27 protein-coding genes are annotated in these 26,039 nt (G+C 62.2%); all 27 read left to right on the forward strand.

The window, feature by feature from the left end:
* Nucleotides 1–40 precede the first annotated feature (40 nt).
* Complete coding sequence (fliD, locus tag CQ041_RS14425; protein ID WP_105523128.1) at nt 41–1,402, forward strand: flagellar filament capping protein FliD; 1,362 nt, start codon at nt 41–43, stop codon at nt 1,400–1,402.
* Nucleotides 1,403–1,541: 139 nt separating this feature from the next.
* Nucleotides 1,542–1,931 (forward strand): flagellar export chaperone FliS, encoded by a 390-nt coding sequence (fliS, locus tag CQ041_RS14430; protein WP_105523129.1) that lies wholly within the window; start codon nt 1,542–1,544, stop codon nt 1,929–1,931.
* Between the two features lie 25 nt (nt 1,932–1,956).
* Nucleotides 1,957–2,253 carry a flagellar protein FliT gene (locus tag CQ041_RS14435; RefSeq protein ID WP_105523130.1) on the forward strand — a complete coding sequence of 99 codons (297 nt, stop codon included), beginning with the start codon at nt 1,957–1,959 and terminating at the stop codon, nt 2,251–2,253.
* 169 nt (nt 2,254–2,422) lie between these two features.
* Nucleotides 2,423–3,895, forward strand: coding sequence for a sigma-54 dependent transcriptional regulator (locus CQ041_RS14440; protein WP_105523131.1), 1,473 nt, complete (start codon nt 2,423–2,425; stop codon nt 3,893–3,895).
* A 110-nt stretch (nt 3,896–4,005) separates the two neighbouring features.
* On the forward strand, nt 4,006–5,217 hold the full coding sequence (locus tag CQ041_RS14445) for a PAS domain-containing sensor histidine kinase (RefSeq protein WP_105523245.1): 1,212 nt from the start codon (nt 4,006–4,008) through the stop codon (nt 5,215–5,217).
* A 7-nt stretch (nt 5,218–5,224) separates the two neighbouring features.
* Nucleotides 5,225–6,601: a sigma-54 dependent transcriptional regulator gene (locus CQ041_RS14450; protein ID WP_105523132.1), complete on the forward strand. Its 1,377-nt coding sequence runs from the start codon at nt 5,225–5,227 to the stop codon at nt 6,599–6,601.
* Between the two features lie 132 nt (nt 6,602–6,733).
* The gene (gene fliE, locus CQ041_RS14455; RefSeq protein ID WP_105523133.1) at nt 6,734–7,063 is read left to right on the forward strand and encodes a flagellar hook-basal body complex protein FliE; all 330 of its coding nucleotides are present in this window, start codon (nt 6,734–6,736) and stop codon (nt 7,061–7,063) included.
* 16 nt (nt 7,064–7,079) lie between these two features.
* Nucleotides 7,080–8,858, forward strand: coding sequence for a flagellar basal-body MS-ring/collar protein FliF (gene fliF, locus CQ041_RS14460; RefSeq protein WP_105523134.1), 1,779 nt, complete (start codon nt 7,080–7,082; stop codon nt 8,856–8,858).
* Complete coding sequence (gene fliG, locus CQ041_RS14465; protein WP_010563975.1) at nt 8,851–9,870, forward strand: flagellar motor switch protein FliG; 1,020 nt, start codon at nt 8,851–8,853, stop codon at nt 9,868–9,870. The genes fliF and fliG overlap by 8 nt, the downstream gene beginning before the upstream one ends.
* 10 nt (nt 9,871–9,880) lie before the next feature.
* The gene (fliH, locus tag CQ041_RS14470) at nt 9,881–10,645 is read left to right on the forward strand and encodes a flagellar assembly protein FliH (protein ID WP_105523135.1); all 765 of its coding nucleotides are present in this window, start codon (nt 9,881–9,883) and stop codon (nt 10,643–10,645) included.
* Nucleotides 10,635–11,993, forward strand: a complete 1,359-nt coding sequence (fliI, locus tag CQ041_RS14475) for a flagellar protein export ATPase FliI (RefSeq protein WP_105523136.1) — start codon at nt 10,635–10,637, stop codon at nt 11,991–11,993. The genes fliH and fliI overlap by 11 nt, the downstream gene beginning before the upstream one ends.
* Nucleotides 11,994–11,996: 3 nt before the next feature.
* Nucleotides 11,997–12,446 carry a flagellar export protein FliJ gene (gene fliJ / locus CQ041_RS14480; RefSeq protein ID WP_105523137.1) on the forward strand — a complete coding sequence of 150 codons (450 nt, stop codon included), beginning with the start codon at nt 11,997–11,999 and terminating at the stop codon, nt 12,444–12,446.
* 86 nt (nt 12,447–12,532) lie between these two features.
* Nucleotides 12,533–12,838, forward strand: coding sequence for an STAS domain-containing protein (locus tag CQ041_RS14485; protein ID WP_105523138.1), 306 nt, complete (start codon nt 12,533–12,535; stop codon nt 12,836–12,838).
* Nucleotides 12,835–14,556 carry a fused response regulator/phosphatase gene (locus CQ041_RS14490; RefSeq protein ID WP_105523139.1) on the forward strand — a complete coding sequence of 574 codons (1,722 nt, stop codon included), beginning with the start codon at nt 12,835–12,837 and terminating at the stop codon, nt 14,554–14,556. Before CQ041_RS14485 ends, CQ041_RS14490 begins: the two co-directional genes overlap by 4 nt.
* 30 nt (nt 14,557–14,586) lie before the next feature.
* The gene (locus CQ041_RS14495; RefSeq protein ID WP_105523140.1) at nt 14,587–14,931 is read left to right on the forward strand and encodes an Hpt domain-containing protein; all 345 of its coding nucleotides are present in this window, start codon (nt 14,587–14,589) and stop codon (nt 14,929–14,931) included.
* Between the two features lie 247 nt (nt 14,932–15,178).
* Nucleotides 15,179–16,513, forward strand: a complete 1,335-nt coding sequence (locus tag CQ041_RS14500; RefSeq protein ID WP_105523141.1) for a flagellar hook-length control protein FliK — start codon at nt 15,179–15,181, stop codon at nt 16,511–16,513.
* Between the two features lie 151 nt (nt 16,514–16,664).
* Nucleotides 16,665–17,165 (forward strand): flagellar basal body-associated protein FliL, encoded by a 501-nt coding sequence (fliL, locus tag CQ041_RS14505; protein ID WP_105523142.1) that lies wholly within the window; start codon nt 16,665–16,667, stop codon nt 17,163–17,165.
* Between the two features lie 9 nt (nt 17,166–17,174).
* Nucleotides 17,175–18,143, forward strand: coding sequence for a flagellar motor switch protein FliM (gene fliM, locus CQ041_RS14510; protein ID WP_105523143.1), 969 nt, complete (start codon nt 17,175–17,177; stop codon nt 18,141–18,143).
* A 43-nt stretch (nt 18,144–18,186) separates the two neighbouring features.
* Entirely contained in the window at nt 18,187–18,654 is a 468-nt protein-coding gene (gene fliN / locus CQ041_RS14515; RefSeq protein WP_105523144.1) for a flagellar motor switch protein FliN, read from the forward strand.
* A gap of 1 nt (nt 18,655) precedes the next feature.
* Nucleotides 18,656–19,093, forward strand: a complete 438-nt coding sequence (gene fliO, locus CQ041_RS14520; RefSeq protein WP_105523145.1) for a flagellar biosynthetic protein FliO — start codon at nt 18,656–18,658, stop codon at nt 19,091–19,093.
* Nucleotides 19,093–19,836 (forward strand): flagellar type III secretion system pore protein FliP, encoded by a 744-nt coding sequence (fliP, locus tag CQ041_RS14525; RefSeq protein WP_105523146.1) that lies wholly within the window; start codon nt 19,093–19,095, stop codon nt 19,834–19,836. The genes fliO and fliP overlap by 1 nt, the downstream gene beginning before the upstream one ends.
* A 4-nt stretch (nt 19,837–19,840) precedes the next feature.
* A complete protein-coding gene (gene fliQ / locus CQ041_RS14530) occupies nt 19,841–20,110 on the forward strand; it encodes a flagellar biosynthesis protein FliQ (protein ID WP_034099472.1) in 270 nt (89 codons plus the stop codon).
* Nucleotides 20,111–20,114: 4 nt separating this feature from the next.
* Nucleotides 20,115–20,900 carry a flagellar biosynthetic protein FliR gene (gene fliR / locus CQ041_RS14535; RefSeq protein ID WP_105523147.1) on the forward strand — a complete coding sequence of 262 codons (786 nt, stop codon included), beginning with the start codon at nt 20,115–20,117 and terminating at the stop codon, nt 20,898–20,900.
* A 3-nt stretch (nt 20,901–20,903) separates the two neighbouring features.
* Nucleotides 20,904–22,040 (forward strand): flagellar biosynthesis protein FlhB, encoded by a 1,137-nt coding sequence (flhB, locus tag CQ041_RS14540; protein WP_105523148.1) that lies wholly within the window; start codon nt 20,904–20,906, stop codon nt 22,038–22,040.
* Between the two features lie 132 nt (nt 22,041–22,172).
* Nucleotides 22,173–22,376 (forward strand): cold-shock protein, encoded by a 204-nt coding sequence (locus tag CQ041_RS14545; protein ID WP_105523149.1) that lies wholly within the window; start codon nt 22,173–22,175, stop codon nt 22,374–22,376.
* 169 nt (nt 22,377–22,545) lie between these two features.
* Nucleotides 22,546–24,660: a flagellar biosynthesis protein FlhA gene (flhA, locus tag CQ041_RS14550; protein WP_105523150.1), complete on the forward strand. Its 2,115-nt coding sequence runs from the start codon at nt 22,546–22,548 to the stop codon at nt 24,658–24,660.
* Nucleotides 24,661–24,672: 12 nt separating this feature from the next.
* Nucleotides 24,673–25,989: a flagellar biosynthesis protein FlhF gene (gene flhF / locus CQ041_RS14555; RefSeq protein WP_105523151.1), complete on the forward strand. Its 1,317-nt coding sequence runs from the start codon at nt 24,673–24,675 to the stop codon at nt 25,987–25,989.
* Nucleotides 25,990–26,039: the final 50 nt, after the last annotated feature.

Below are 26,039 nucleotides of genomic sequence, written 5' to 3' on the forward strand. Positions count from 1 at the left end.
GCCAAAAAAACGGCCGCTTCAGGACAAGGAGAATAAGCAAATGGCTAGTTCAACGATTTCCGGCCCAGGTTCGGGCTACAACACCCAAGGTATCGTCGAGGCACTGGTGGGGGCTGAAAAAGCACCCAAGCTCGCGCAGATCACCAGTCAGCAAAAAGACGCGACGATCAAGTTGTCGGCGGTCGGCTCGATCAAGACGGCGTTGGAAGCCTACCAGGCGGCGATCACCAAGTTGAACAGCGCCTCGGCGTTCAACGGCCTGTCTGCGACTTCTTCTGAAGAAAAAAACGTCAAGGTCACCTTGGGTGATGGCGCCTCCAGTGGCAAATACACCCTGCAGGTCACGAACCTGGCGACCGCGTCCAAAGTCACCACCGTGTCGAATGCAGAAGGCGCCTCAGGCAAAGCCAACAGCACCGACGAGGCGCAGACCCTGACCATCAATCAGTCGGGCAAGAGCTACGACGTGGTGATCGCGGGTGGGGCCACGCTCAAGGAAGTGCGCGAGGCCATCAACACCCAGTTGTCTGCGCAAGGCATCAGTGCCAACGTATTGAGCGACTCCAATGGTGCGCGTCTGGTGCTCACGTCGACCAACAGCGGCGAAGGCACCGACATTACGCTCAGCGGTGACTCGGAGCTGGTTGCCGGCTACGACAAGGGCAAGCCGCCGACGAATGCCAAGTACACCATCGATGGCGTCGAAATGTCGTCCGCTACCAACAAGATCGATTCCGCTATCAGTGGCGTGACCCTGGACTTGCTGGACGGCGATCTGACCAAGCCGACCACCATCACCGTGGCCAGCAACACCGATACCCTGAAGACCTCGGTGCAGTCGTTCGTCACCGCCTATAACGCGTTGACGACCGCCATCAACGCCCAGACCAAAGTCACCGCGACCGGCGATGCGTCCACCACCGTTGCGGGTGCGTTGACCGGCGATGCTTCGATGCGTCAATTGGTGAACAGCTTGCGTTCGGAGTTGGTCGGCGGCAGCGGGGCGGGCAGCATCTCCAGCCTGGCGCAGATGGGTGTCACCACCGATCAGAAAACCGGCCTCTTGAGCCTGGACGACAAGACGTGGGACAAGGCCGTGGTCAAGGGCGCAGGCGACATCGCCAAGCTTTTCACGGGCGACAGCGGCCTGATCACCCGTATGAACAAAGCCACTGCCAGCTATGTGGGCACCACCGGTACCTTGGCCACGCGCGCCACCGACCTCAACGACAAGTTGAGCAAGTTGACCACCGAGTCGACCGACCTGGACACCCGCATGGAAGCGCTGAAAAAGTCCCTCACGGCCAAATACACCGCGATGGACACCATGATTGCCCAGCTCAACGCCAGCAGCTCGAGCATCATGACCACGCTCAATTCGTTGAACAACAAGAAAGAGTGATTACCGGGGGCGCTCCGGCGCCCTATAGCGGCATTACCGATGGTCCGGCGCTTTTGGCGCGGATTAAAGAATTATGTGACCGGGTCGACAAACTGGTTAAGCAAACCTATTCGACATTGGCCAGTTACGAGGTAGCAACATGAACCCGATGAGAGCCCTTCGCCAGTACCAGAAGGTCAATTCCCACGCCCAGGTCTCCGAGGCCAGCCCGCACCGCCTGGTGCAGATGCTGATGGAAGGCGGCCTTGATCGTATGGCGCAGGCCAAGGGCGCATTGAGCCGTGGTGATATCGGGCAGAAGGGACTGATGCTGGGCAAGGCGATTGAGATCATCTCCGGCCTGCGTGACGGCCTCGAGCCTGAGAAAGCGCAAGACCCTGCCTCTGTGCAGCAGTTGGATGCCCTGTACGACTACATGAGCAACCGTCTGGTAGAAGCAAACCGTGTGAACGACGCCGACATGATCGACGAAGTCGCCCGCCTGCTGATTACCGTAAAAAGTGGCTGGGATGCCATCGCTCCGCAATAAGGCCAACCGCCTTGAGGTACACGTCATGAGCCACGCACTGCAACGTATCGATGAAGCCCGCGAAGCCCTGATCGGCGCGCTGGCCGAGCGCAACTGGGACGCCGTCGGCGAGCTGGATATGGACTGTCGTGCGGTGATTGACGAGGTGCTCACCGAGGCGCCGGTGGATGAGCTGGCGCTGCGGGAAAAACTGGAAAGCCTGCTGGCCGTTTACCAGCAATTGCTTGAAGTGACGACCGGTGAACGCCAGGCGATTTTCGAAGAGATGTCGCAGATCAACCAAGCGAAAAACGCGTCAAAGGTTTACCATCTGTTCGGCTGAACGGGCGCAGTTAATCCGACCGGCGCGTCATATATTTGACTGTGTCAGCATTTTTGACTTAACTAGTGCTGTTTTCAGATTTCAGACGTCTATAGAGTAAGAAGTCCTACGGTCGTCTCGATTGCCTTCATTCCGGGGCAGGAAGTTTTACTAGGGAAGTTGCTATTGCATGTGGCGTGAAACCAAAATTCTGCTGATTGATGACGATAGCGTCCGCCGCCGCGATTTGGCGGTGATTTTGAATTTTCTTGGCGAAGAAAATCTTCCCTGCGGCAGCCATGACTGGCAGCAGGCGGTTAGCTCGTTGTCGTCGAGCCGTGAAGTCATCTGTGTGCTGATCGGGACGGTAAACGCTCCTGGCGCAGTTCTGGGCTTGTTAAAGACACTGTCTACCTGGGATGAGTTCCTTCCGGTGTTGCTAATGGGCGATATTTCTTCTGTCGACCTGCCTGAAGACCAGCGCCGCCGGGTTCTGTCCACCCTGGAAATGCCGCCCAGCTACAGCAAATTGCTCGACTCCCTGCACCGTGCCCAGGTCTATCGCGAGATGTATGACCAGGCACGTGAGCGCGGTCGCCACCGTGAACCCAACCTGTTCCGCAGCCTGGTTGGCACCAGCCGTGCCATCCAGCACGTGCGCCAGATGATGCAGCAAGTGGCCGACACCGACGCCAGCGTGCTGATCCTCGGCGAGTCCGGCACCGGCAAGGAAGTGGTTGCGCGCAACCTGCATTATCATTCCAAGCGCCGCGACGGGCCTTTCGTGCCGGTCAACTGCGGGGCGATCCCGGCAGAGCTGCTGGAAAGCGAACTGTTCGGCCACGAGAAGGGCGCCTTTACCGGGGCGATCACCAGCCGTGCCGGGCGTTTCGAACTGGCCAACGGCGGCACCCTGTTCCTCGACGAAATCGGCGACATGCCGCTGCCGATGCAGGTCAAGCTGCTGCGCGTGCTGCAGGAACGCACCTTCGAGCGCGTGGGCAGCAACAAGACCCAGAGCGTCGACGTGCGCATCATCGCAGCGACCCACAAGAACCTCGAGAGCATGATCGAGGTCGGCAGCTTCCGCGAAGACCTCTACTACCGCCTCAACGTTTTCCCGATCGAGATGGCCCCGCTGCGTGAGCGCGTGGAAGACATCCCGCTGCTGATGAACGAACTGATCTCGCGCATGGAGCACGAAAAGCGCGGCTCGATCCGCTTCAACTCCGCCGCGATCATGTCGCTGTGCCGCCACGGCTGGCCGGGCAACGTCCGCGAACTGGCCAACCTGGTGGAGCGCATGGCGATCATGCACCCCTACGGTGTGATCGGTGTCGTCGAGTTGCCGAAGAAATTCCGCTACGTCGACGACGAAGACGAGCAGCTCGACAGCCTGCGCAGCGACATGGAAGAGCGCGTCGCCATCAACGGCCATACGCCGGACTTCGGCAACACCGCCATGCTGCCGCCTGAAGGCCTCGACTTGAAGGACTACCTCGGCAACCTCGAACAAGGCCTGATCCAGCAGGCCCTGGACGACGCCAATGGCATCGTCGCGCGTGCCGCCGAGCGCCTGCGTATCCGCCGTACCACCCTGGTGGAGAAGATGCGCAAGTACGGCATGAGCCGCAAAGAAGGTGATGAACAGGCAGATGATTGACGCCTGTTTTTCAAGCCGCTGATTTATCAGCGGTTTTTTTTCGGCACAAGTATTGCTACAGCCCTCGCAACGTTCCGTTTAACTGACGGTCAGCCAAGCGAGAGAGCATGATGCCCCACGCCGCCCAATTAGCTTCCAGCCCTGCCATCCCGGGGCTCGTTCCGTCTGTTGAACAGCAAAGCCGCCAGGGCCTGGAGCAGGCCTTTTCGCTGTTCAACCAGATGTCCAGCCAGCTGACGGACTCCTACAGCCTGCTCGAAGCCCGTGTGTCCGAGCTCAAGGGCGAGCTGGCCGTGGTCAGTGCCCAGCGCATGGAAGAATTGGCCGAGAAAGAGCGCTTGGCCAACCGTCTGCAGAACCTGCTGTCGCTGCTGCCCGGTGGCGTGATCGTCATCGACGACCAGGGGCGTGTGCGCGAAGCCAACCCGGCGGCCTGCGACATGCTTGGCCTGCCGCTGGAGGGCGAGCTGTGGCGTCACGTCATCACGCGCTGCTTTGCGCCCCGTGAGGACGACGGCCACGAAATCTCCCTGAAGGACGGGCGCCGCCTGTCGATCGCCACCCGTTCCCTGGACGCCGAGCCTGGCCAACTGGTGCTGCTCAACGACCTGACTGAAACCCGTCACCTGCAAGACCAGTTGGCGCGGCATGAGCGTTTGTCGTCCCTGGGGCGCATGGTCGCTTCCCTGGCGCATCAGATTCGCACGCCGTTGTCCGCCGCGTTGATCTACGCCAGTCATTTGACTGACGAGCAACTGCCGCCAGCCACGTCCCAGCGTTTTGCCGGCCGCCTGAAAGAGCGCCTGCACGAGTTGGAGCACCAGGTGCGCGACATGCTGGTGTTCGCCCGTGGCGAACTGCCGCTGACCGACCGCGTCACCCCGGCCCAACTGATGCAGGCGCTGCAAGCGGCTGCCGCCACCCATATCCAGGACACCCAGGTGCGCTGGCAGTGCGACGGCCAGCTCGGTGAGCTGCTGTGCAACCGCGACACCCTGGTGGGCGCCTTGCTCAACCTGATCGAGAACGCCACCCAGGCCAGCGGTGCCGGCGCGCGACTCAAGGTGCACCTGTACAGCCGCGGCCAAACCCTGCGCCTGTGCATCAGCGACAGTGGCAGTGGCATCGACCCGGTGGTGCTCAAGCGCCTCGGCGAACCCTTTTTCACCACCAAGACCAACGGCACGGGCCTGGGCCTGACCGTGGTCAAGGCGGTCGCACGCGCCCATCAGGGAGAATTGCAGTTGCAGTCCCGCGTGGGGCGTGGCACCTGTGCATTGATGACCTTGCCGCTGTTTACCAGCACGGCAAGCGCGGAGTAATAGAGAAATGGCTATCAAGGTTTTGTTGGTGGAGGACGATCGCGCCCTGCGTGAAGCATTGGCTGACACGCTGCTGTTGGCGGGCCATGACTACCGGGCGGTCGGTTCTGCCGAGGAAGCCTTGGAGGCGGTCGAGCACGAGGCCTTCAGCCTGGTGGTCAGCGACGTGAACATGCCCGGCATGGACGGCCATCAGTTGCTGGCCTTGCTGCGTGCGCGCCAGCCGCAATTGCCGGTGCTGTTGATGACCGCCCACGGCGCCGTGGAGCGCGCGGTGGACGCCATGCGCCAGGGGGCAGCGGATTACCTGGTCAAGCCGTTCGAGCCCAAGGCGTTGATCGAACTGGTGGCGCGCCATGCCCTCGGCGTGATCCCGGCCAGTGAAGGGCAGGGCCCGATTGCCTTCGAGCCGGCCAGTGCCCAGTTGCTGGAGCTGGCGGCGCGTGTGGCGCGCAGCGATTCCACCGTGTTGATTTCCGGTGAGTCCGGTACCGGCAAGGAGGTGCTGGCGCGCTATATCCACCAGCAATCGACCCGCGCCACGCAGCCGTTCATCGCGATCAACTGCGCGGCGATCCCCGACAACATGCTCGAAGCCACCTTGTTCGGCCATGAAAAAGGCTCGTTCACCGGTGCCATCGCGGCCCAGGCCGGCAAGTTCGAACAGGCCGACGGTGGCACCATCCTGCTCGATGAAATCTCGGAAATGCCCCTGGGCCTGCAGGCCAAACTGCTGCGCGTGCTGCAGGAGCGGGAGGTGGAGCGGGTCGGCGCGCGCAAGCCGATCCAACTGGACATCCGTGTGGTTGCCACCACCAACCGTGACCTGGCCGGCGAAGTGGCCGCGGGGCGCTTCCGTGAGGACCTGTTCTACCGCCTCTCGGTATTCCCCCTGGCCTGGCGACCACTGCGCGAGCGCCCGGCGGACATCATTCCGCTGGCCGAGCGCCTGTTGAACAACCATGTCAAAAAAATGAAGCACGCCCAGGCGCGACTGTCGGCCGAGGCCCAGGCGTGCCTGGTGGCCTACCCCTGGCCGGGCAATGTGCGCGAATTGGACAATGCCATTCAGCGTGCGTTGATTCTGCAACAAGGCGGCTTGATCCAGCCCCAGGATTTCTGCCTGGCCATGGGCAGCGGCGCTGCACCTTTACCCTCCCTGGCGCCCGCCCCCGTGGTCGCCGAAACCGAAACCGCCGGTGCGCTGGGCGACGACCTGCGGCGTCGCGAATTCCAGATGATCATCGACACCCTGCGCGCCGAGCGCGGCCGCCGCAAAGAGGCCGCCGAGCGCCTGGGGATCAGTCCGCGCACGCTGCGTTACAAGCTGGCGCAAATGCGTGATGCCGGAATGGACGTGGAAGCGTATCTGTTTGCTACCTGACCGGTAACAAGGCCGACAAGGTTTGTCGCCTTTTCTTACGGATTGATACAGAGCTGGCACCCTTGTTGCTACCTCCCTGGGTAATCGCTGCGTAGTGTCAAAAATTTGCGGGTCGTCGGAGAGAGAAAGGTCATGAGCCAGGGTATCGAGTTCAATCGGTTGATGTTGGATATGCGCTCCATGCAAATGGACGCCATGTCTCAACCGAAATCCGTCGCGCAAGCGCCGGAATTGGGCCAAAGCAGCTTTGCCGACATGCTCGGCCAGGCGATCAACAAAGTCAGCGACACCCAGCAAGCCTCCAGCCAGTTGGCCAACGCCTTCGAGATCGGCAAAAGCGGCGTGGACCTGACCGATGTGATGGTTGCCTCGCAAAAAGCCAGTGTGTCTTTCCAGGCGTTGACCCAGGTGCGTAACAAGCTGGTTCAGGCCTACCAAGACATCATGCAGATGCCGGTTTAAGGACGAGATTTAAGTCATGGCAGAAGCAGTCGTCGACAACGTACCCGCCAAGGCAGACGGCAAAGCGCCGCTGTTTGGCCTGTCGTTCCTGGAAAACCTCTCGGACATGCCAGTGCTGCGCCAGGTGGGCCTGTTGGTCGGTCTGGCCGCCAGCGTGGCGATTGGTTTTGCCGTGGTGCTGTGGTCGCAGCAACCCGATTACCGCCCGCTGTACGGCAGCCTGGCCGGCATGGATTCCAAGCAGATCATGGAAACCCTCGCCGCCGCCGACATCGCCTACACCGTCGAACCCAACTCCGGCGCCTTGCTGGTCAAGGCCGACGACGTCGCCCGTGCGCGCATGAAACTCGCCGCTGCCGGCGTAACCCCGTCCGACAGCAACATCGGTTTTGAAATCCTCGACAAGGACCAGGGCCTGGGCACTTCCCAGTTCATGGAAGCCACCCGCTACCGCCGTGGCCTGGAAGGCGAGTTGGCCCGCACCATCTCCAGCCTCAACAACGTCAAGGGTGCCCGTGTGCACCTGGCCATTCCAAAAAGCTCGGTATTTGTGCGCGACGAGCGCAAGCCGAGCGCCTCGGTCTTGGTTGAACTGTTTTCCGGCCGCTCCCTGGAGCCAGGCCAGGTGCTGGCTATCGTCAACCTGGTGGCCACCAGCGTTCCTGAACTGAGCAAATCGCAGATCACCGTGGTAGACCAGAAGGGCAACCTGCTGTCCGACATGGCCGAAAACTCCGCGCTGACCCAGGCCGGCAAGCAGTTCGATTACAGCCGTCGCATGGAAAGCATGCTCACCCAGCGTGTGCACAACATCCTGCAACCGGTATTGGGCAACGACCGCTACAAGGCTGAAGTGTCCGCCGACGTGGACTTCAGCGCAGTCGAGTCGACCTCCGAGCAGTTCAACCCGGACCAGCCGGCCCTGCGCAGCGAGCAGTCCACCAGCGAACAACGCACCGCCGCCAACGGCCCGCCGCAAGGCGTACCGGGTGCCCTGAGCAACCAGCCACCGGCCCCGGCGTCGGCCCCGCAAACCACCGGCGGTGCCGCAGCCGCCGCAGGCGCGATCGCACCGGGGCAACCGCTGCTGGACGCCAACGGCCAGCAGATCATGGACCCGGCCACCGGCCAACCGATGCTCGCCCCGTACCCGGCGGACAAGCGTAACCAGTCCACCAAGAACTTCGAGCTCGACCGCTCCATCAGCCACACCAAGCAGCAGCAGGGCCGCGTCAATCGTCTGTCGGTGTCGGTGGTGGTCGATGACCAAGTCAAGGTCAACCCAGCCGACGGCGCCGTCACCCGTGCGCCGTGGAGCGCCGACGAATTGGCGCGCTTCACCCGGCTGGTACAGGACGCCGTTGGTTTTGACGCCAGCCGTGGCGACAGTGTCAGCGTGATCAACATGCCGTTCTCCGCCGAGCGTGGCGAAGTCATCGCCGAAGCGGCGTTCTACACCCAGCCGTGGTTCTGGGACATCGTCAAGCAAGTGCTGGGGGTGTTGTTCATCCTGGTGCTGGTGTTCGGCGTGCTGCGCCCGGTGCTCAACAACATCACCGGCAACGGCAAGAAGCAGCTGGCCCTGGCCGGCGGCGACGTGGAACTGGGTGGCATGGGCGGCCTGGATGGCGAACTGGCCAACGACCGCGTGAGCCTTGGCGGCCCGCAAAGCATCCTGTTGCCAAGCCCGAGCGAAGGTTATGACGCTCAGCTGAACGCAATCAAGAGTCTGGTGGCAGAAGACCCGGGCCGTGTGGCCCAGGTCGTGAAAGAGTGGATCAACGCAGATGAGTGATAATCGAGCCGCTGTTGCCAAGCTCACCAAGGTCGACAAAGCCGCAGTCCTGCTGCTGTCCCTGGGTGAAACCGACGCCGCCCAAGTGCTGCGCCACATGGGCCCCAAAGAGGTCCAGCGTGTCGGCGTGGCCATGGCGCAAATGCGCAATGTGCACCGTGAGCAAGTCGAACAGGTGATGAGCGAGTTCGTCGAGATCGTCGGCGACCAGACCAGCCTGGGCGTCGGCTCCGACAGCTATATCCGCAAGATGCTCACCTCGGCCCTGGGCGAAGACAAGGCCAACGGCCTGATCGACCGCATCCTGCTGGGGGGCAACACCAGCGGCCTCGACAGCCTCAAGTGGATGGAGCCGCGTGCCGTGGCCGACGTGATCCGCTACGAGCACCCACAGATCCAGGCCATTGTGGTGGCGTACCTGGACCCGGACCAGGCTGGCGAAGTGCTGGGTCATTTTGACCATAAAGTACGCCTGGACATCATCCTGCGCGTGTCCTCGCTGAACACCGTGCAGCCGGCCGCGCTGAAAGAGCTCAATACGATTCTGGAGAAGCAGTTCTCCGGCAATTCGAATGCCTCGCGTACCACCTTGGGTGGCATCAAGCGCGCGGCCGACATCATGAACTTCCTCGACAGCTCGGTCGAAGGCCAGTTGATGGACTCGATCCGCGAGATTGACGACACCCTGTCCGGCCAGATCGAAGACCTCATGTTCGTGTTCAACAACCTCTCCGATGTCGACGACCGTGGCATCCAGGCGCTGTTGCGCGAAGTGTCCTCCGATGTGCTGGTGCTGGCCCTCAAAGGCTCGGACGAAGGCGTCAAGGAGAAGATCTTCAAGAACATGTCCAAGCGTGCCTCGGAACTGTTGCGCGACGACCTGGAAGCCAAAGGCCCGGTGCGCGTCAGCGATGTGGAAACCGCGCAGAAGGAAATCCTCACCATTGCCCGCCGTATGGCCGAAGCCGGAGAAATCGTTCTCGGTGGGAAGGGCGGCGAAGAAATGATCTAAGGCGCCTCCCATGTCGAACAAAGATGAGACGCCCAGCGACCTGATTCGCGCGCGGGACGTGGGCGGGTTCGACATCTGGTCGTTGCCCAGCTTCGACCCGCACGTGCCGGAGCCCGAGCCGGAACCTGAGCCTGAACTGCCGGCAGAGATGGAAGAAGTGCCGCTGGATGAAGTCCAGCCACTGACCCTGGAAGAGTTGGAAAGCATCCGCCAGGAAGCCTACAACGAAGGGTTTGCTGCCGGTGAAAAAGACGGTTTTCGCAGCACCACCCTCAAGGTCCGCCAGGAAGCCGAGGCGGCGCTGAGCGCCAAACTGAGCAGCCTGGAACGCCTGATGGGCGGGCTGTTCGAACCGATCGCCGAGCAGGATTCACAGCTGGAAAAGGCCATGGTCGGCCTGGTTCAGCACATCGCGCGCCAGGTGATCCAGCGCGAACTGGTGCTCGACTCCAGCCATATCGAAAGCGTGATGCGCGAAGCCCTCAAGCTGCTGCCTCTGGGCGTCGGCAATGTGCGGCTGTACATCAATCCGCAGGATTTCGAGCAGGTCAAGGCCCTGCGCGAGCGCCATGAAGAAACCTGGCGCATCGTCGAAGACGCGTCGTTGCAGCCCGGCGGTTGCCGGGTCGAGACCGAACACAGCCGCATCGATGCCACGGTGGAAACACGCATCAGCCAGATCATGGCCAAGCTGCTCGATCAAGTTCACGAGCAGGTCCTGAACCCTGCCGAGCCGGATCTCAGCGTGGACCTGGACGCCCCCGATGCGCCTTGATCGCACCAGCTTCGCCAAGCGCCTGGGCAGTTACGCCGAGGCCACCGAGCTGCCTGGCCAGCCGATCCTCGAAGGGCGCCTGCTGCGCATGGTCGGCCTGACCCTTGAAGCCGAGGGCCTGCGCGCTGCCATGGGCAGCCGCTGCATGGTGATCAACGACGACAGCTATCACCCGGTGCAGGTCGAGGCCGAAGTGATGGGCTTCTCCGGCAGCAAGATTTTCCTGATGCCTGTCGGCAGCCTCGCCGGTATCGCCCCGGGCGCCCGTGTGGTGCCGCTGGCGGATACCGGTCGCCTGCCGATGGGCATGAGCATGCTTGGCCGCGTCCTTGACGGCGCCGGCCGCGCGCTGGATGGCAAGGGCGGCATGAAGGCCGAAGACTGGGTGCCGATGGACGGCCCCACCATCAACCCGCTCAAGCGCAACCCCATCAGCCAGCCGCTGGACGTGGGCATTCGCAGCATCAACGGATTATTGACAGTGGGTCGTGGCCAGCGTCTGGGCCTGTTCGCCGGTACCGGCGTGGGTAAGTCGGTGTTGCTGGGCATGATGACGCGCTTCACCGAGGCCGACATCATCGTGGTGGGGCTGATCGGCGAACGGGGCCGCGAGGTGAAGGAATTCATCGAGCACAGCCTGGGCGAAGAAGGCCTCAAGCGTTCGGTGGTCGTCGCGTCGCCGGCGGATGATGCGCCACTGATGCGTCTGCGTGCCGCGATGTACTGCACGCGCATCGCCGAATATTTTCGCGACAAGGGCAAGAACGTCCTGCTGCTGATGGACTCGCTGACCCGTTTTGCCCAGGCCCAGCGGGAAATTGCCCTGGCCATCGGCGAGCCGCCCGCCACCAAGGGCTATCCGCCGTCGGTGTTCGCCAAGCTGCCGAAACTGGTGGAGCGCGCCGGCAATGCCGAGGCCGGGGGTGGTTCGATCACCGCGTTCTACACCGTGTTGTCTGAAGGCGATGACCAGCAGGACCCGATTGCCGACTCGGCGCGGGGCGTGCTCGACGGGCACATCGTGCTGTCGCGACGCCTGGCGGAAGAGGGGCATTACCCGGCCATCGATATCGAAGCGTCCATCAGCCGGGTCATGCCGGCGGTGGTCACCCCGGCTCATATGGCCCGTGCGCAGCAGTTCAAGCAGCTGTGGTCGCGTTATCAACAGAGCCGTGACCTGATCAGCGTGGGTGCCTATGTGGCCGGCGGTGACCGCGACACCGACCTCGCCATCGCCCTGCAACCGCAGTTGGTGACCTATCTGCGCCAGGGCCTCAACGACAAGATCAGCATGGGCGAAAGCGAAGCGCACCTGCAGTCGATCTTCGCCCCTGCGCCCGGCGGCTAAGTCATGGCCAACAGCCGCGCAGCACGCCTGGCCCCGGTGGTGGACATGGCCGAAAAAGCCGAGAAAACCGCCGTGCAGCGTCTGGGGTATTTCCAGGGCCAAGTGCGGTTGGCGGAAAGCAAGCTGGGCGACCTCGAGCGCTTTCGCGGCGAATACCAGCAGCAATGGATCGAGCGCGGCACGAAAGGCGTGTCCGGCCAATGGCTGATGGGCTACCAGGGCTTTCTCAACCAACTTGAAACCGCCGTGGACCAGCAGCGCCAAAGCCTGGCCTGGCACCAGACCAACCTCGACCGCGCCCGCGACAGCTGGCAGCAGGCGTTTGCGCGGGTCGAAGGCTTGCGCAAACTGGTGCAGCGCTACATTGACGAAGCGCGGGCCATCGAAGACAAGCGCGAGCAGAAGCTGCTCGATGAACTGTCCCAGCGTCTGCCGCGCCAAGATGCCTATTGACCCGCGTACCGGTGGCGCGGGTGTTGCCCAGATCCTTTTGAGCTGCTAAACCTTTTCCCTATTGCCAATGACAAGGAATCAGTCGCATGTCAGTCGTTCCTGAAGTGTCCGCGGACGGGAAGAAATTGACCATCGCCATCAAGGGCCGTTTCGATTTCAGCAGTCACCAGCACTTTCGCGAAGTCTACGAGCGCATCTACCCCAAGCCCGATGCCATCGTCGTGGACTTGAAGGAAGCCACTTATCTCGACAGTTCCGCCCTCGGCATGCTGTTGCTGCTGCGCGACCACGCCGGCGGCGATGACGCCGATATCCGGGTGATCAACAGCAACTCCGATGTGCGCAAGATCCTCGGTATCTCCAATTTCGACAAACTGTTCGACATCCGTTGAGCGCCCTGGCCCCGGTCCTTGAGCCGCTGACGATCTTGATTGCCGAAGACAGTGCCGCTGATTTGCTGCTGCTGTCGACCATCGTTCGACGCCAGGGGCATCAGGTTCTCACCGCCACCAACGGTGCCCAGGCGGTGGACGTGTTCACCCGCGAGCGGCCGCAGCTGGTGCTGATGGACGCGATGATGCCGGTGATGGACGGCTTCGAGGCGGCGCGGCGGATCAAGCAGTTGGCGGGGGAGGCCCTGGTGCCGATCATCTTCCTCACCTCCCTGCGCGAGAGCGAAGCCCTGGCCCAGTGCCTGGATGCCGGTGGCGATGACTTCCTGCCCAAGCCCTACAACCAACTGATTCTCGCCGCCAAGATCAACGCCATGGACCGCCTGCGCCGCCTGCAAGCTACGGTGCTGCAGCAGCGTGACCTGATCGCCAGGCACCATGACTATCTGTTGCACGAGCAGCGGGTGGCCAAGGCGGTGTTCGACAAGGTCGCGCATTCGGGCTGCATCAACGCAGCGCCGAATATTCGCTACCTGCAATCGCCCTACGCGCTGTTCAACGGCGATTTGTTGCTGGCGGCCTATACGCCGTCCGGGGACATGCACGTGCTGCTGGGCGACTTTACCGGTCACGGGTTGCCGGCAGCGGTGGGCGCGATGCCGCTGGCGGAGGTGTTCTACGGCATGACCGCCAAGGGCTATGGGCTGGCGCAGGTGCTAAGGGAGATGAACGCCAAGCTCAAGCGCATCCTGCCGGTGGACATGTTCTGCTGCGCCACCTTGTTGTGCCTGAGCGCACAGCGGCGGGTGGTGGAGGTGTGGAACGGTGGCATGCCCGAGGGGTATGTGCACGAAGTCGCCAGCGGCAAGCGCACGCCGCTGGTCTCCCGCCATTTGCCGCTGGGGGTGCTGTCGGCAGAGGCGTTCGACGACCGTACCGAAGTCTGGCCCATGGCCTTGGGGGACCGGGTGTTCCTGCTGTCCGATGGGGTGCTGGACACGGCCGATGCCAGCGACCAGTTGTTCGGTGTCGAGCGGTTGCAGCAGGTATTTGCCGCCAATCGCGAGCCGGACCGGCTGTTCGAGGACATCGAGCAGGCCTTGGCGGCCTTTCGCGGCGAGGCGCGGGATGACGTGAGCATGGTGGAGATCACCCTGCAAGCCGGTCAGGCCCTGCGCGCGAACGGGCCTATCTATGCCGACAGCGGCCAGTCGTGCCCGCTGGATTGGTCGGTGAGTTTTGAATTCCGTGCCGAGACCCTGAAACGTTACAACCCGCTGCCGTACCTGTTGCAATTACTGCTGGAGATCCATGGGTTGCGCGAGCAGAGCGGGGCGCTCTACAGCGTGATGGCCGAACTCTATTCCAACGCGCTGGAGCACGGCGTGTTGGGGTTGGACTCGCGCCTCAAGCGCGATGCCCAGGGTTTTGCGCAGTATTACCGCCTGCGCAATGATCGCCTGGCGCAGCTGAACAGCGGTTATGTGCGGGTGCATGTGCACGTGGTGCCGGTTGAGGGCGGTGGCGGCCGGTTGACCTTGCGCATCGAGGACAGCGGCCAGGGTTTCGATGTGGACCAGGTGCTGGCGCGACCGCTGGATCTTGACCGTCTGTCAGGGCGTGGCCTCAGCCTGGTACGCCAGCTCAGCAGCGCGGTACGCTGGGCCGACGGTGGGCGCAGTGTCTGCGTGGAGTTTTGCTGGGAGCCTCTGGCATAATCCGCCGATTCTTGATCATGGAGCGAGCAAGTGGTCGATATTCATCTGGACCCGCAGGTTTTATCGGGGTTGCAGGAAGTCATGGAAGGCGAGTATCCCAAGTTGCTTGATACCTTTCTCGATGACTCCCAGAAACGCGTCGAGGCGCTGCGCAAGGCGCGCGATGATGCCAAGGCGTTGGGGCGCATTGCCCATAGCTTCAAGGGCAGCAGTGGCAACCTCGGGGCGGTGCGCTTGGCGCAGTTGTGTCAACGGCTGGAGACCGAGGCAGTCGATGAAACGACGGATCTAGGCGCGCTGGTGGACCAGATCGATCATGAATTTGCGCTGGTGAGGCCAATGTACGAGTCGGAGCGGCAGCGGTTTCGGGTTTGAGCTCATATCCACTGCTCCGGTAAGGGCCGCTTAGGGTTTCGCTCTTGCAGCGACTTACTTTTGGAAGGGCCCAAAGGTCCACATTTTGCCCCCCATACATCAGGTAGATGGGGTTCTTTTCCAAAAGTGACTCGCTGTAAGGGCGAGCCCTCACTTAAACAACGAATATGTACCAAAACCTGGCCCAACTCTTGCTATATCTCCTGTCACTGCATCCCCGACCCCCATGCAGCGGAGACCTTTATCCATGCCAGTTGCCCCGAATTCGCTTCTACAGGCTGCCCCCGCGGCCAAGCCTCAAGCGCCTGCTGCCAATCAGCCGGTAGCCGCTGCGGACCCGCGGGACAAGGGCCCTGGCTTCGCTCAGGTGTTCGCCAACCAAGGTTCCAAGCCCACGGTCAAAGCCGACGACAATTCGCCCAAACCTACGCGCGACAAGCCTGCCGACGCCAGCGCCAAACCGGCCGCCGGTGACGACAAGGCTGCCGCCAGCAAGCCGGCGGTTGCCGATAGCGGCAATCCCTTGCCTGCCAAGCCGCCCGCCAAGTCCGACGACAGCGCCAGCAAGGATGACACTGCACCCGCGGATCCGGCCCTGGCGCAGGTGCCACCGACCGACCCGGTCGTGGACCCGGCCTTGATTGCCGCTGTCACTCCGGTAGCGGTGCCCGCGGAGACCCCCGCGCCAGTGGCGGATGCAGCCGAGGACAACGCGCTGCCGTTGGTCACCCTGCCTGTCGCGGCAACCGATGAGGCCAAGCCGGCGTTTGATCCGGAAGCCGACCCGCTGGACGCGCTGCCCGTATTGCGCCTGGCGATGGAGCAGGGCGGGCACGTCTCTGCCAGCAGCCAGGCAAGCGCTAAAAACGCCCCGGCGCCGACGCTGGACCAGCCGACCGCCGCGCAGAATTTCGCTGCAGGCATGGCCACGATGGTCGATCAGCAAGCCACTAAGGACAGCACTGACCAGGGGGGCGACAACGCCTTCAGCGGCCTGATCGACGACGGCCTCAAGGATTTGAAGAACGCCAGCAGCGACACCCGTGTCGATGACTTCGCCAACCGCCTCGCCGCGCTGACCCAGGCTGCCACGCCCAAGACCGCCAATGCCGTGGCGCCGCTGACCAACACGCCGTTGGCCATGCACCAGAGCGGCTGGACCGACGAAATCGTCAACCGTGTGATGTACCTGTCCAGTGCCAACCTCAAGTCGGCGGAGATCCAGTTGCAGCCGGCTGAACTCGGGCGCCTGGACATCAAGGTCAACATGACCGCCGACCAGCAGGCCCAGGTCAACTTCATGAGCGCCCACCCGGTGGTGCGTGAAGCGCTGGAAAGCCAGTCAGGCCGTTTGCGCGAGATGTTTGCCCAGCAGGGCATGGGCCAGGTGGATGTGAACGTGTCCGACCAATCCCGTGGCCAGGAGCAGCAACAGCAGCAGGCGCAGACCCGTGGCGTGAGCGGCAACGGCGGGCGTGGCGGCGATAACGGCGACAGCGGCAACCACATTGATGTGGCTGAAGCGGCGCCGCCGGTAGCCTCCACGGTGATCGGCTCCAGCGCAGTCGACTACTACGCCTGATTCAAACCATACAACGGTCAAAATGTGGGAGGGGGCTTGCCCCCTCCCACATTTGATTTGTGGCGCTGCTGCCACCAGACAACTCTGGCATAACACTTGCTCTTGCCTTTCCGTAGATCTATGAATCCCCGAATAGTGACGGATTATTGGCATGGCGAAGAGCGACGACGCAGCAAAAGCACCCGCAGGCAAAGGTAAGCTCAAGCTTATCCTGTTGATAGTCGTGGGCCTGCTCCTGGCCATCGGCGCCTCGGTGGGTGGCACCTGGTACATCATGCACAGCAGTGCAAGCAAGCCGGCGCCCGCCGCCGAAGCCGCCACCAACGTCAAGCAACCGGCAATCTTCGAGCCGATGCTGCCGGCCTTCGTTGCCAACTTCAATCAGAACGGTCGTCAACGCTACCTGCAGGTGAGCATCACCTTGCTGGCGCGCAACCAGGCGGACCTGGACGCTCTCAAGGTGCACATGCCAGTGATCCGCAACAACCTGGTGATGCTGTTCTCCGGGCAGAGCTTCGAAACCCTCGCCACGCCGGTGGGCCAGGAAATGCTGCGCCAGAAGGTCACTGCCAGCGTGCAGGAAGTGGCCCAGAAGGAACTCGGCAAAGTCGTGGTCGAGCAGGCGCTCTTCACTAACTTCGTATTGCAGTAGGATCACGACATGGCCGTGCAAGACCTGCTGTCCCAGGATGAAATCGATGCGCTGTTGCATGGCGTCGACGATGGTCTGGTACAGACCGAAATGGCTGCCGAACCCGGCAGCGTCAAAAGTTATGACCTGACCAGCCAGGATCGTATCGTCCGTGGACGCATGCCGACCCTGGAAATGATCAACGAGCGTTTCGCCCGTTACACCCGCATCAGCATGTTCAACATGCTGCGCCGGTCGGCAGACGTGGCGGTGGGCGGCGTGCAGGTGATGAAGTTCGGGGAATACGTGCACTCGCTGTACGTGCCCACCAGCCTCAACCTGGTCAAGATCAAACCGTTGCGCGGCACGGCGCTGTTCATCCTCGACGCCAAGCTGGTGTTCAAGCTGGTGGACAACTTCTTCGGCGGCGACGGCCGTCACGCCAAGATCGAAGGCCGTGAGTTCACCCCCACCGAGTTGCGGGTGGTGCGCATGGTGCTGGAGCAAGCCTTCATCGACTTGAAGGAAGCCTGGCAGGCGATCATGGAAGTCAATTTCGAGTACATCAACTCGGAAGTGAACCCGGCCATGGCCAACATCGTCGGCCCCAGCGAAGCCATCGTGGTCTCCACCTTCCACATCGAACTCGATGGCGGCGGCGGCGACCTGCACGTGACCATGCCGTACTCGATGATCGAGCCGGTGCGCGAGATGCTCGACGCCGGTTTCCAATCCGACCTGGACGATCAGGACGAGCGCTGGGTCAAGGCCCTGCGCGAAGACCTGCTGGACGTCGACGTGCCGCTGAGCGCCACCGTCGCTCGTCGCCAGCTGCGCCTGCGGGACATCCTGCACATGCAGCCAGGGGATGTGATTCCCGTGGAATTGCCGGAAGAGCTGATCATGCGCGCCAACGGCGTGCCGTCGTTCAAGGTCAAGCTGGGCTCCCACAAGGGGAACCTGGCGCTGCAGGTGGTCGAGCCGATCAACCGCCGCTGATTCACACCCAATTCATGATTGTTTGCTCCGCCGAGGACATGTAATGGCTACCGAACACGAAAACACTTCCGCCGAAGACCAGGCACTGGCTGACGAATGGGCGGCTGCGCTGGAAGAAACCGGCGATGCTGGCCAGGACGACATTGACGCACTGCTGGCCGCCGACGCCGCCACCGCGCCGGTGGGCAGCCGCCTGCCGATGGAAGAATTCGGCAGCGTGCCGAAGAACAACGACCCGGTGACCCTCGATGGCCCGAACCTGGATGTGATCCTCGACATCCCGGTGTCGATCTCCATGGAAGTGGGCAGCACCGAAATCAACATCCGCAACTTGCTGCAACTCAACCAGGGGTCGGTGATCGAGCTCGACCGTCTGGCCGGTGAGCCGCTGGACGTGCTGGTCAACGGCACCCTGATCGCCCATGGCGAAGTGGTGGTGGTCAACGAAAAGTTCGGCATCCGCCTGACCGACGTGATCAGCCCGAGCGAACGCATCAAGAAGTTGCGCTGATATGAAACGGCTGATGCTAGGACTGTTGCTCTCGCTGCCATTGGACGTGCTGGCGGCGGAGCCGGTGGCCCAGGCGGCCGCTGCGGCACCGGTGGGCAGCGGCGTCGGCGGGCAATTGACGCAGTTGGTGCTGGGCCTGTTGCTGGTGGTCGGCCTGATCTTCGTGCTGGCCTGGCTGATGCGTCGCGTGCAGAGCGTGGGCCCGGGCAATGCCCAGGTCATCGAGCTGGTGGGCTCCCGCGCCCTTGGCCCGCGTGACCGGCTGGTGCTGGTGCAAGTGGGTGAGGAACAGATCCTGCTGGGTCTCACCCCGGGACGCATTACCCCGCTGCACGTGCTCAAGACGCCCGTGAGCGTGGATCAGACCAAGTCCGCCACGCCAGAATTCGCCCAGCGCCTGATGGAACTGCTGGGCAAGGATCAGAAGGATAAGAAGTAATGCGCGTTTTATTGACGCTCATGCTGTTGCTGGCCGCGCCGCTGGCGTTCGCCGCCGACCCGCTGTCGATCCCGGCGATCACGCTGGGGACCAACGCGGCAGGGGCGCAGGAGTATTCGGTCAGCCTGCAGATCCTGCTGATCATGACGGCGCTGAGCTTCATACCGGCGTTCGTCATGCTGATGACCAGCTTCACCCGGATCATCATCGTGTTCTCGATCCTGCGTCAGGCCCTGGGGCTGCAGCAGACGCCGTCGAACCAGATCCTCACCGGCATGGCGCTGTTCCTGACCATGTTCATCATGGCGCCGGTGTTCGACAAGGTGAACCAGCAAGCCCTGCAGCCGTACCTTGCAGAAACCATCACCGCCCAGGTGGCGATCGATCGTGCCCAGGTACCGATCAAGGACTTCATGCTCTCGCAGACCCGTTCCAGCGACCTCGAGCTGTTCATGCGCCTGTCCAAGCGCACCGACATCGCCACCCCGGACCAGGCACCGCTGACCATCCTGGTGCCGGCGTTCGTGACGTCCGAATTGAAGACCGCGTTCCAGATCGGCTTCATGATCTTCATCCCGTTCCTGATCATCGACCTGGTGGTGGCGAGCGTGCTGATGGCCATGGGTATGATGATGCTCTCGCCGCTGATCATCTCGTTGCCGTTCAAGATCATGCTGTTTGTGCTGGTGGACGGCTGGGCGCTGATTATCGGCACCCTGGCCGGCAGTTTCGGAGGGGTATAGCGCCATGACACCAGAAGTCGCCGTCGACCTGTTCCGAGAAGCGCTGTGGCTGACCACCGTGATGGTTGCCGTGCTGGTGGTGCCGAGCCTGTTGGTGGGCCTGCTGGTGGCGATGTTCCAGGCCGCGACCCAGATCAACGAACAGACCTTGAGCTTCCTGCCGCGCCTGCTGGTCATGCTGGTCACCTTGATTGTGGCCGGCCCGTGGCTGGTGCAGTCGTTCATGGAATACATCCTGCAGCTGTACGGCAGTATTCCGCAGTTGATCGGCTGACCCGATGCAATCGTTGCTGGCCTTGACCGACACCCAGATCAGCACCTGGGTGGCTGCCTTCATCCTGCCGATGTTTCGTGTTACCGCGATGCTGATGGCCATGCCGGTGTTCGGCACGACCCTGGTACCCAGGCGCGTGCGCCTGTACTTTGCAGTGGCGATTACCGTGGTGATCGTGCCCGGCTTGCCGCCGATGCCGCCGGTCAATGCCCTCGACCTCAGCGCGCTGCTGCTGATTGCCGAGCAGGTCCTGATCGGCGCGCTGATGGGCTTTTCCCTCACGCTGTTTTTCCAGGCGTTCGTGATTGCCGGGCAAATCATCTCGATCCAGATGGGCATGGGCTTCGCGTCCATGGTCGACCCCACCAACGGCGTTTCCGCGGCGGTGATCGGGCAGTTCCTGACCATGCTGGTGACGCTGCTGTTCCTGGCCATGAACGGTCACCTGGTGGCGTTCGAAGTGCTGACCGAAAGCTTCACGACCTTGCCGGTGGGCTCGGGGCTGGTGGTCAATCATTTCTGGGAGATCGTCGGGCGCCTGGGCTGGGTGTTCGGCGCGTCACTGCTGTTGGTGCTGCCGGCCATCACCGCGTTGCTGGTGGTGAACATCGCGTTTGGCGTGATGACCCGTGCGGCGCCGCAGTTGAACATCTTTTCGATTGGTTTTCCGCTGACCCTGGTGTTGGGGATGGGGATTTTCTGGGTCGGCCTGGCTGACATTCTCAATCAGTATCAACCGCTGGCGACCGACGCCTTGCAGTTCTTACGTGATCTGGCACGGGCGCGCTGAGCCATGGCCGAGAGCGAGAGTGGTCAGGACAAGACAGAAGACCCCACGGAGAAACGGAAAAAGGACTCCCGGGAAAAGGGCGAAATCGCGCGCTCCAAAGAGCTGAACACGGTCGCGACCATGATGGCCGGTGCCGGCGCCCTGTTGATCTACGGCGGTGGCCTGGCCCTGGACCTGATGGAGTTGATGAAACACAACTTCTCCCTGCCCCGCGAAGTGCTGCTCAACCCCGATGCGATGGGCCAGTACCTGCTGCATTCGGGCAAGATCGCAATCCTGGCGGTGCAGCCGATCCTCATCACGTTGTTGCTTGCCGCGCTGATCGGCCCGATTGCCTTGGGGGGCTGGTTGTTCGCCGCCGGCAGCATGGCGCCCAAGTTCAGCCGCATGAACCCGGGCGCAGGGCTCAAGCGCATGTTTTCTGCCAAGGCCCTTGTGGAACTGCTCAAGGCCCTGGCCAAGTTTTTCGTGATTCTGTTTGTGGCGCTGATGGTGTTGTCGTCCGACATCGACGACCTGCTGCGCATCGCCCATGAACCGCTGGAGTCGGCAATCATTCACAGCGTGCAGTTGGTGGGCTGGAGTGCGCTGTGGATGGCCGCCGGGCTGATCATCATTGCGGCAGTGGATGCGCCCATCCAGTTGTGGGAGAGCCACAAGAAACTGTTGATGACCAAGCAGGAAGTGCGCGACGAACACAAGGACCAGGAGGGTCGTCCCGAGGTCAAGCAGCGCATTCGCCAGCTGCAGCGGGAAATGTCCCAGCGCAAGATGATGGCCGCGGTGCCCGACGCCGACGTGGTCATCACCAACCCGACGCACTACGCCGTGGCGCTCAAGTACGACCCGGAGAAGGGCGGCGCGCCGATGCTGTTGGCCAAGGGCAGTGATTTCACTGCGCTGAAGATCCGCGAAATTGCAGTGGCCAATGACATCCTGTTGCTGGAGTCGCCGGCGCTGGCGCGGTCGATTTTCTACTCCACCGACCTCGATCAGGAAATCCCGGCCGGCTTGTACCTGGCCGTTGCGCAGGTGTTGGCCTATGTCTATCAGATTCGCCAGTACCGCGCCGGCAAGGGCAAGCGGCCGGATCCGTTGAAAGACCTGCCAATTCCGCCAGACTTGCGACGGGACACTTGATTCGTCAGGGTTTCGCCGTCTTGACCATTAATCTTTGACCGCTGTCTACCTGTCAACTTTGACAGTAGCCAATGCCGCGCTGTGGGCGTTTCATGGAGCTTTCTACAGCAGTGCACTGGAAGCAGGTCGATCATGGCAACGGGAACGGTCAAGTGGTTCAACGCGGAAAAGGGGTATGGGTTCATAACGCCGGATGACCAGAGTGGTGACTTATTCGTCCATCACACCAAGATCCTGGGGGAAGGCTTCAGGTCGCTGACCGAAGGCCAGAAGGTGGAGTTCGTGACCACCGAGGGGCGCAAGGGGCTGGAAGCCGACAAGGTCCAAGCCGTGTAGGCATATTCCTGGAGCGTCCCTGAGGTGTGATTGAGCTGGGCGCTTGTACCGATCCGGACCGGAAAAGCAAAGTTGGAAGGCTTCTTGCAATACCGCCTTCAAGTCGCCCTGCGGCGTCAAAACTTTGCTTCAAAGGACACGAGGAATACCGGTGGTAGATCGCTCTCAAATGCTCAGCACGGCCCGTGGCACCCTGACTGACCTGTCGCGGGGCAATCTGGGTGTGCCGCTGTTATTGCTGGTCATGCTGGCAATGATGATGTTGCCGATGCCGCCGTTCCTGTTGGACGTGTTCTTCACCTTCAACATTGCATTGTCGGTCGTCGTGCTGCTGGTGTGCGTCTACGCCCTGCGCCCGCTGGACTTTGCGGTATTCCCCACGATCCTGCTGGTGGCGACCCTGCTGCGGTTGGCGCTCAACGTCGCGTCCACCCGTGTGGTGATGCTCCACGGCCAGGATGGCCACGCCGCGGCCGGCAAGGTGATCCAGGCCTTCGGTGAAGTGGTGATCGGCGGTAACTACGTGGTCGGTATCGTGGTGTTCGCGATCCTGATGATCATCAACTTCGTCGTGGTGACCAAGGGCGCCGGGCGGATTTCCGAGGTGAGCGCGCGCTTTACCCTCGACGCCATGCCCGGCAAACAGATGGCCATCGACGCCGACCTCAACGCCGGCCTGATCGACCAGAACCAAGCCAAATCCCGCCGCCTGGAAGTCGCCCAGGAAGCCGAGTTCTACGGTTCCATGGACGGTGCCAGCAAGTTCGTGCGCGGTGACGCCATCGCCGGCTTGCTGATCCTGTTCATCAACCTGATCGGCGGCATGGCCGTCGGTATCTTCCAGCACGGCATGACCTTCGGCGATGCGGGCCGTGTCTACGCCTTGCTGACCATCGGTGACGGTTTAGTGGCGCAATTGCCATCACTGTTGTTATCCACAGCGGCCGCCATCATGGTGACCCGTGCTTCGGGCTCCGAAGACATGGGCAAGCAGATCAACCGGCAGATGTTTGCCTCGCCCAAGGCCCTGGCCGTGGCGGCGGGCATCATGGCGATCATGGGCATCGTGCCGGGCATGCCCCACGTGTCGTTCCTGTCGATGGCGGCCCTGGCCGGCGGTGCGGCTTACCTGTTCTGGAAGAAGCAGAACGCGGTCAAGGTGCAAGCCCTGCAAGAAGTTGCGCGCCAACAGGAAATGCTGCCATCCCCGGCCCGCGCTTCGGAAACCAAGGAGCTGGGCTGGGATGACGTGACGCCTATCGACATGATCGGCCTGGAAGTCGGCTACCGCCTGATCCCGCTGGTAGACCGCAACCAGGGCGGCCAACTGCTCGCGCGGATCAAGGGCGTGCGCAAGAAACTGTCGCAGGACCTGGGCTTCCTGATGCCCACCGTGCACATCCGCGACAACCTCGACCTGGCCCCGAGCGCCTACCGCCTGACCCTGATGGGCGTGATCCTGGCTGAAGCCGAGATTTACCCGGACCGCGAACTGGCGATCAACCCCGGCCAGGTGTTTGGCAGCCTCAATGGCATAACCGCCAAAGATCCGGCTTTTGGCCTGGACGCGGTATGGATTGAGATCAGCCAGCGTAGCCAGGCGCAGTCCCTGGGCTACACCGTGGTCGACGCCAGTACCGTGGTGGCGACCCACCTCAACCAGATTCTGTACAAACACTCGCACGAGCTGATCGGTCACGAGGAAGTCCAGCAATTAATGGGTCTGCTGGCCAAGGCGTCGCCTAAACTGGCGGAAGAGCTGGTGCCGGGCGTGCTGTCATTGTCGCAATTGCTCAAGGTGTTGCAGGCGCTGCTGGCCGAACAGGTGCCGGTGCGCGACATCCGCAGCATTGCCGAAGCCATCGCGAACAATGCCGCCAAGAGTCAAGATACTGCCGCGCTGGTTGCCTCGGTGCGCGTCGGATTGTCGCGTGCAATCGTGCAAAGCATTGTAGGCACTGAGTCTGAGCTGCCTGTGATCACCTTGGAGCCAAGGTTGGAACAAATATTGCTCAATAGTATTCAGAAGGCAGGACAAGGCCAGGAAGAGGGCGTTCTGCTGGAGCCAAGCATGGCTGAGAAACTGCAGCGTTCGTTGATCGACGCCGCGCAACGCCAGGAAATGCAGGGCCAACCGGTGATTCTGCTGGTGGCAGGCCCCGTCCGGGCGATGTTGTCGCGGTTTGGCCGCCTGGCAGTTCCGAATTTGCACGTTTTGGCTTATCAGGAAATTCCTGACAACAAGCAAGTGACTATCGTCGCGACAGTAGGGCCCAACGGCTGAGGGTAGTGGGTTATGCAAGTTAAGCGTTTTTTCGCCGCCGATATGCGTCAGGCCATGAAACTGGTCCGTGATGAGCTGGGCGCCGACGCCGCGATCATCGGTAACCGTCGTATTGCCGGCGGTGTCGAGCTGACGGCTGCCCTGGATTACACCCCCCAGGCCCTGGCCCCGCGCGTGCCGAACATGGAACTCGAGGACGAGCTGCGCAAGACCGCGTCGCGCATCGTCTCTGCCCAGGCTGAACTGAGCATGCGTGGCGACAGCGATGCCACCACCAATCGCCAGTTGTTCGCCGGCCTGCCACTGACCGCCGCCGAGCCGCTGGTTGAGCCGACGTTCAAAGAACCGCCGCGTCCTGCTGCGCCAGCACCGGCTGCGGCAGTTGACCAGCGCGCGCTCGACTCGATGCGCTTCGAACTCAACGGCCTGCGCGAACTGCTGGAAGTACAGCTCGGCTCGCTGGCCTGGACCCAACTGCAAGGCAGCAAGCCGCACCAGGCCAACCTGTGGCGCCGTCTGCAGCGCATCGGCCTGTCTGGCCCGTTGTCCCGCGACCTGCTGGCCCTGACCACTGACATCGAAGAGCCTCGCCAGGCCTGGCGCATGTTGCTGGCCCACTTGGCGCGGATGATCGCCACCCCGGAAATCGAACCCCTGGAAGAGGGCGGTGTGATCGCCATGGTCGGCCCGGCTGGCATGGGCAAGACCACCACCCTGGCCAAGCTGGCGGCGCGTTATGTGCTCAAGTACGGCGCGCAGAATATTGCGCTGGTGAGCATGGACAGCTTCCGCATCGGTGCCCAGGAGCAACTCAAGACCCTGGGGCGTATCCTCAACGTGCCGGTGACCCACGTCGACCCGGGCCAATCCCTGGCGAACGCCCTCGACCCGCTGCTGCGCAAGCGCGTGGTGTTGATCGACACCGCCGGCCTGCAAGCCAGCGACCCGGCACTGCGCATGCAGCTGGAAACGCTGGCGGGTCGTGGCATCAAGTCGAAAAATTACCTGGTGCTTGCAACCACCAGCCAGAAACAGGTTCTTACCGCTGCGTATCATAGTTACAAGCGTTGTGGCCTGGCCGGCTGCATCCTCACCAAACTCGATGAAACCGCGAGCCTGGGCGAAGTGCTGAGCCTGGCCATCAGCCACGAATTACCGGTTGCGTACCTGACCGACGGGCCGCGGATTCCGGATGATCTGCATCTGCCGCGCCGTCATCAGTTGGTCAGCCGTGCAGTGAGTGTGCAAATGCAAGACGAGCCTAGCGAGGAAGCGATGGCCGATATGTTCGCCGACCTCTATCAGCACCCGGCAAAGCGGGTGGGTTGAGGGCAGGACGAACACCGTGAAATGTACCTACATGGGTGGTCTGCAAGATA

It is taken from the genome of Pseudomonas sp. MYb60 (genome assembly GCF_002979555.1).
Lineage (GTDB): Bacteria > Pseudomonadota > Gammaproteobacteria > Pseudomonadales > Pseudomonadaceae > Aquipseudomonas.

Excerpts from the sequence above, each read along its gene's own strand:
- fliJ (WP_105523137.1), top strand. The coding sequence starts at position 11,997 with ATGGCCAACAGCCGCGCAGCACGCCTGGCCCCGGTGGTGGACATGGCC.
- flhB (WP_105523148.1), top strand. The coding sequence starts at position 20,904 with ATGGCCGAGAGCGAGAGTGGTCAGGACAAGACAGAAGACCCCACGGAG.
- fliH (WP_105523135.1), top strand. The coding sequence starts at position 9,881 with ATGTCGAACAAAGATGAGACGCCCAGCGACCTGATTCGCGCGCGGGAC.
- fliD (WP_105523128.1), top strand. The coding sequence starts at position 41 with ATGGCTAGTTCAACGATTTCCGGCCCAGGTTCGGGCTACAACACCCAA.
- fliS (WP_105523129.1), top strand. The coding sequence starts at position 1,542 with ATGAACCCGATGAGAGCCCTTCGCCAGTACCAGAAGGTCAATTCCCAC.
- fliL (WP_105523142.1), top strand. The coding sequence starts at position 16,665 with ATGGCGAAGAGCGACGACGCAGCAAAAGCACCCGCAGGCAAAGGTAAG.
- fliG (WP_010563975.1), top strand. The coding sequence starts at position 8,851 with ATGAGTGATAATCGAGCCGCTGTTGCCAAGCTCACCAAGGTCGACAAA.
- CQ041_RS14435 (WP_105523130.1), top strand. The coding sequence starts at position 1,957 with ATGAGCCACGCACTGCAACGTATCGATGAAGCCCGCGAAGCCCTGATC.
- flhA (WP_105523150.1), top strand. The coding sequence starts at position 22,546 with ATGCTCAGCACGGCCCGTGGCACCCTGACTGACCTGTCGCGGGGCAAT.
- fliE (WP_105523133.1), top strand. The coding sequence starts at position 6,734 with ATGAGCCAGGGTATCGAGTTCAATCGGTTGATGTTGGATATGCGCTCC.
- CQ041_RS14545 (WP_105523149.1), top strand. The coding sequence starts at position 22,173 with ATGGCAACGGGAACGGTCAAGTGGTTCAACGCGGAAAAGGGGTATGGG.
- fliM (WP_105523143.1), top strand. The coding sequence starts at position 17,175 with ATGGCCGTGCAAGACCTGCTGTCCCAGGATGAAATCGATGCGCTGTTG.
- CQ041_RS14440 (WP_105523131.1), top strand. The coding sequence starts at position 2,423 with ATGTGGCGTGAAACCAAAATTCTGCTGATTGATGACGATAGCGTCCGC.
- CQ041_RS14445 (WP_105523245.1), top strand. The coding sequence starts at position 4,006 with ATGCCCCACGCCGCCCAATTAGCTTCCAGCCCTGCCATCCCGGGGCTC.
- fliQ (WP_034099472.1), top strand. The coding sequence starts at position 19,841 with ATGACACCAGAAGTCGCCGTCGACCTGTTCCGAGAAGCGCTGTGGCTG.
- fliP (WP_105523146.1), top strand. The coding sequence starts at position 19,093 with ATGCGCGTTTTATTGACGCTCATGCTGTTGCTGGCCGCGCCGCTGGCG.
- CQ041_RS14485 (WP_105523138.1), top strand. The coding sequence starts at position 12,533 with ATGTCAGTCGTTCCTGAAGTGTCCGCGGACGGGAAGAAATTGACCATC.
- fliN (WP_105523144.1), top strand. The coding sequence starts at position 18,187 with ATGGCTACCGAACACGAAAACACTTCCGCCGAAGACCAGGCACTGGCT.
- CQ041_RS14500 (WP_105523141.1), top strand. The coding sequence starts at position 15,179 with ATGCCAGTTGCCCCGAATTCGCTTCTACAGGCTGCCCCCGCGGCCAAG.
- fliI (WP_105523136.1), top strand. The coding sequence starts at position 10,635 with ATGCGCCTTGATCGCACCAGCTTCGCCAAGCGCCTGGGCAGTTACGCC.
- fliO (WP_105523145.1), top strand. The coding sequence starts at position 18,656 with ATGAAACGGCTGATGCTAGGACTGTTGCTCTCGCTGCCATTGGACGTG.
- fliF (WP_105523134.1), top strand. The coding sequence starts at position 7,080 with ATGGCAGAAGCAGTCGTCGACAACGTACCCGCCAAGGCAGACGGCAAA.
- flhF (WP_105523151.1), top strand. The coding sequence starts at position 24,673 with ATGCAAGTTAAGCGTTTTTTCGCCGCCGATATGCGTCAGGCCATGAAA.
- CQ041_RS14450 (WP_105523132.1), top strand. The coding sequence starts at position 5,225 with ATGGCTATCAAGGTTTTGTTGGTGGAGGACGATCGCGCCCTGCGTGAA.
- fliR (WP_105523147.1), top strand. The coding sequence starts at position 20,115 with ATGCAATCGTTGCTGGCCTTGACCGACACCCAGATCAGCACCTGGGTG.